Genomic DNA, 4,867 nt, shown 5'->3' with positions numbered 1-4,867 from the left:
TTAAAGGCAGATGTTACCATCTGCCCACAAAGACTCGCTACGAGTGAATGGCTAGTTCTTTCTCGACGGGCATCCCACCCGCTATAAGTTACGACCTATGCTCGGTCGCTCCGGGAGTCTCGTCGTTTCCTTCGCCACCCAACAGGAACTGAGGAACGGACCCTTCTATAGGCGTTAGAGGGGTGCTTGCTCCGCATCACATGCTTCTATAGCGGGAATTTTCCACATGTACGTGCTCATTGAACTGGCGCGTTTCGAGCAAGATTTCGAGCTCCATGTATCGCAAAGTCCGAAGGGGGACGATGTAGACTCCTGCGGGATGAACATGATCGGTGAGACCCCGGAAGGCGAAGCCTGAGGAGGCTCAGCACATGCCCGCGGAAAGCGAAATCGTCCCCCGCAGGACCTTCCGCTCAACAAATATCTCGAAATAAAGTCTTCCAGAAAAGGGAGTTTATCTGTAACTAATAACACAGGACCTTTATAATAAATTTCTGTTGTGATTCGCAAATTTTTGAACGTGGGGCCTAATCTAAAAAGGTGCTGAATCTTTTAATGATCCAGCACCTAACATTAGATTATTCTTTTTACTTCCGCTCTTTCCAAACCTTATAGAGAAATGTCGGCAGTTTTACCTGACGCTTAAATCTCCAGGGTTCTGTAATTAAACGATACAGCCATTCAATGCCGAACTTCTGGAAGAATCTCGGCGCGCGTTTTACCCGGCCGGAAATGACGTCAAACGAACCGCCAACCCCCTGGAAAATCCGTACATCCAGATCCTTCATATGATCCACAATCCAATATTCCTGCTTTGGACTTCCTAACGCCACAAATAGAATATCCGGCTTCGCCTCGTTGATGGTCTGAATCACATGCTCCTGATCCTTCTCATATCCATCGAGCACACCCGCCACTTTAAGATTGGGATACTTTTTCAGCAGGCTGTCTTTCGCTTTTTCCGCTATACCAGGTTTCGCTCCGTAAAGGAAGACCGACTTCTCGTGCGTTGAAGCCTGCTCACATAAAGCAAGAAGCATATCAATGCCGGTCACACGGCTTGAAATGTTTCCCCTGTTAATCTTTGAAGCGAGCAGAACCCCAACCCCGTCCGGAATCTGGTACGTAGCTTTATTCAATAAGTTCTTCAAATCGGGATCCTTTTGAGCCTGTAGAATCTTCTCTGGGTTAATGGCTACAATAAAGGACTGCCTTTTCTGTTCGATATCAGCTATGGTGTTTTGCTTGAGTTCCTCGTAAGAATAACTGCTTACGTCGACTCCTAAGAACTGTTCCTTCATGATTTCACCTGGACCCCTATCCGTTTTTTGAATCTCCCAATCGTTTTGTGAGAAATCCTGCGTCTTTCCATTCGTCTAACGATAGTGCATTTTTTGTATCAAATACAAGTCTACTTCTCATTTTACCTTGTATGTGTTCAGGGTCAAGCTGTTTAAATTCATCGTGGTCTGTAAGAATTACGACAATATCTGCTCCTTGCAGAGCTTCATCCATGTTCTGCGTCTGATTGGAAGCAACATTTTCTTTAATATGCGGATCATAGGAGGAGAAGCTGATGCCCCTCTGGACTAGCTCCAGAATAACTTTCAGGGACGGGCTTTCCCGCTGGTCATCAATATTCGCTTTGAAAGAAAGTCCAAACAGCGCCACTTTTGGATCCTGGATGTGCTGCTCTTTTAAGAACGACTCGATTTCGTCTGCTGTGTACACGGGCATATTATCATTTGTATTGCGGGACAGCTGAATGATTTTCGAAAGTTCAGGCTGGATCTCGGCAAGGAACCAAGGATCCACGGCAATACAGTGGCCGCCTACTCCTGGGCCAGGTGTATGAATATTCACCCGCGGGTGGTAGTTGGCCAGTTTAATGGCTTCCCATGAATTCACGCCGATTTGATCGCTGATTAAGGCCAGCTCATTCGCAAAAGCGATATTAACATCGCGGTACGTGTTTTCAATGACTTTTGCCATTTCTGCGGTAGTAGCATCTGTTAAATGGATATTTCCTTTTACAAAGGAAAGGTACAAATCTTTTGTCATCTCGGAAGATTTGTCATTAATTCCTCCGACAATGCGGTCATTATCCACCAGCTCCTGGAATACCTTCCCTGGAATGACACGCTCCGGTGAATGGGACACGAATAATTCTTCTCCTATTTTAAGACCCGTTTCTTCCAATACAGGAAGCATAACGTCTTCTACCGTTCTTGGCGGAACTGTCGATTCTAAAATGACAAGGTTTCCTTCTTTTACAAACGGGACAATCGATTCGGTTGCTTTCTTCACATAATCAAGATTCGCCGTTTTATCTTCCCGAATAGGAGAAGGAACCGCGATCACGAATACGTCCGCTTCCGTTGGTTCTAAGGAGGCCGTGAATTTCCCGCTGTCTACCGCTTCTTCCAGGCGCTCCTGCAGACCATTTTCTTCTATATGAAGCTGTTTGGCATTCACCATTTCTACAGCTTTCCGATTTACATCCACACCATGAACCTGGTGGCCGTTAATCGCAAACATAACGGATGTAGGCAGGCCGATATAACCAAGCCCGACGACACAGAGTGACTTCTTCATAACCATACTCCCTTTCTCTATCTGAACCATTCCAATTAATATCGTCTTTAATACGGGCGATATTTATGGGTTGTTTTCTATTCATTTGATTTATACTTTATCTATTTATTCCATTTAAGGAATAAAGGTTGATTTAAACTTCAGGCTGCCTGCTGAATTAACTTATGTATGCCGGCTGGATCGTCATGAAAAAATCGCCGCAAGCGGGCACACTCTATATAGTTCGGAATCGTTCATCCATTTATGACGTTCGGGGAATGCTTTTCCTTTGGAGGATATTTTTAAACATGGTATTACCTGATGCAAGTGTTAGATAAAAGCAAGTTTCTCAACTTCTTATTGTACCCTATTTCAGCGCGGCAAGCTATTATGATCATTCTTTGACATGGAAATATTATACGGCTTTGTGACCAAGAGATTCAACTTCTATTACATTATTATCAATCTTGTAAACATCCATGTTGACGCATAGACAGTCGAATAGGAATGGTTTATACTTCAATATGTCATATCTTAGAATATTCCAACATTGAGGTGTTTACCTTTGACCAAAATTTTACATAAAGACTTTTACACGAAATTATTACTTCTTTTTATTGTGTTTCAACCTGTTTTGGACATCCTTACGTTCTTATCCATTCGCTGGATGGACTCCAGTTTAACCATCGGCATTGTTGTCCGTGTATTATTTATGGCCCTTTCCTTATGGTTTATTTTATTCGGTAACTCGAGCCGGTATAAAAAACCAATCATTCTTTATTTATCGGCTCTTGCCGCTGCCTTTGGATTTGGTCTCGTGTACAATTACTTCGCCAAACCTGTGTTTGATCCCTTTACCGAGCTGCAATTCGTAGCTAAGACCGCTTATTTCTCTATTATGCTTGGCTCCTATTTGCTGCTGTTCACAACTATTGAGAAGGTCTCCAAAGTTCGGCTTAGAATTCTCCAGGCCATCTCAACTGCTATGCTGATCGTTTCCATCTCTCTGTTTGCAGCGATATTAACAGGCACTTCAACGGAGACCTACGAATGGAATAAGTTCGGCTATAAAGGCTGGTTCTTTGCAGGAAATGAACTGGGATCCATCGTTTCGATCAGTTTCCCTCTCGTTTACCTTTACGCTTTGTATAAAATTGAAAGCTTAAAGAACTCTTACCTTTTCATACCGGTTCTATTGCTTTCGATTGTCTCGATCCTGATTGGAACGAAGGTTCCTTACTTTGCCGTTCTTATGGCAGCTGTCATTGTATTCTTCAGCTACCTTATTTACTGGCTCATTCAATGGAAAAAGAAACAAAAGGAATCCATACTCACACTGCGTCTGGTGATTTCCTTCTGTTTTCTACTTCTATTTGCGGCAGTTTCACCTTTTTCTCCCGCATTTTCTAACGTAGCTGGAGATATCGGTGCCATTGAAGAAAAAACAGCGGAACAGGAAGCGGAAAAGGATAAACCGTCTGATACCGGCGATCAGGACCCAGGTGATAAAGAAAGTGAAGGGTCTTCCGAGAGCGATCAAGCTAAACAGGAAGAAGAGCAGGCAAAGCTGATGGATTCACCGATTCTCGTGATTCTTTTAAGCGCACGTAATCTGTATTTCGCCGAACTCTATCAGGATTATACGAACGCGGACATCGTTCAGAAAACATTCGGAATGGGATATGCCGGGAACTATACAGATATGGAGGACAGGAAGTTAATCGAGATGGATTTCTTTGATTTATTCTTCTCTTATGGAATCTTAGGGTTCACCTTAATCCTCCTGCCGTTCTTATTTATTATCGGTCTGTTTCTTAAGCTATTATTCCAGGTGCCAGGCAGACTGCTCCATCCGGAAAACATGCTGATTCTCTTATCAATCGGCTTTGGTACCGGTATTGCCTTTATTGCCGGTCACGTGCTGTATGCACCGGCTGTAAGCATTTACCTGGCTGTGGCCATGTCACTTCTCATCATCAACATGCTGAAAATGCAAAACGATCACAGGGAAGCGAAGAAACTCGCCTCCTCATCCAAATAAAGCCACACTCTGCCGGACATCCTCCTGCTCAACAGCAAGAGGGTGTCCGATTTTTAGATTAGACTAAGTTAAAGTTTACTGTTATTACACAATAGGGCCGGTTAGTTAAAGACTCATTTTCGAGATATCTTGGGTCCGTTGCCAAAAATAGATAAGGGTGGCTACAGAAACAACTCGCTTTCCTGCGGCCCTACACGAAGTGGGGTCGATCGACGTTGCCACAGGACGTGGCGATCTTAGTCGATCCTCCTT

3 protein-coding genes are annotated in these 4,867 nt (G+C 43.8%); 1 reads left to right on the top strand and 2 read right to left on the bottom strand.

The window, feature by feature from the left end:
- Positions 1 to 587 precede the first annotated feature (587 nt).
- A complete protein-coding gene (locus tag ACTWPM_RS20565) occupies positions 588 to 1,301 on the bottom strand; it encodes a WecB/TagA/CpsF family glycosyltransferase (protein ID WP_443134829.1) in 714 nt (237 codons plus the stop codon).
- Positions 1,302 to 1,317: 16 nt separating this feature from the next.
- Positions 1,318 to 2,595 carry a nucleotide sugar dehydrogenase gene (locus ACTWPM_RS20560; RefSeq protein WP_443134828.1) on the bottom strand — a complete coding sequence of 426 codons (1,278 nt, stop codon included), beginning with the start codon at positions 2,593 to 2,595 and terminating at the stop codon, positions 1,318 to 1,320.
- A gap of 544 nt (positions 2,596 to 3,139) precedes the next feature.
- Here ACTWPM_RS20560 and ACTWPM_RS20555 point away from each other — a divergent pair.
- Entirely contained in the window at positions 3,140 to 4,615 is a 1,476-nt protein-coding gene (locus tag ACTWPM_RS20555) for an O-antigen ligase family protein (RefSeq protein ID WP_443134827.1), read from the top strand.
- The last annotated feature ends 252 nt before the right edge of the window (positions 4,616 to 4,867 follow it).

The organism is Halobacillus sp. K22 (assembly GCF_052246795.1).
Classification (GTDB): Bacteria; Bacillota; Bacilli; order Bacillales; family Halobacillaceae; genus Halobacillus.
The sequence above is the reverse complement of the archived record's forward strand: the minus strand, read 5'-3'. Positions and strand labels throughout refer to the sequence as shown.

Bases quoted from the DNA above. Each gene is read 5' to 3' on its own strand.
- ACTWPM_RS20565 (WP_443134829.1), bottom strand. From the start codon at position 1,301: ATGAAGGAACAGTTCTTAGGAGTCGACGTAAGCAGTTATTCTTACGAG.
- ACTWPM_RS20560 (WP_443134828.1), bottom strand. From the start codon at position 2,595: ATGAAGAAGTCACTCTGTGTCGTCGGGCTTGGTTATATCGGCCTGCCT.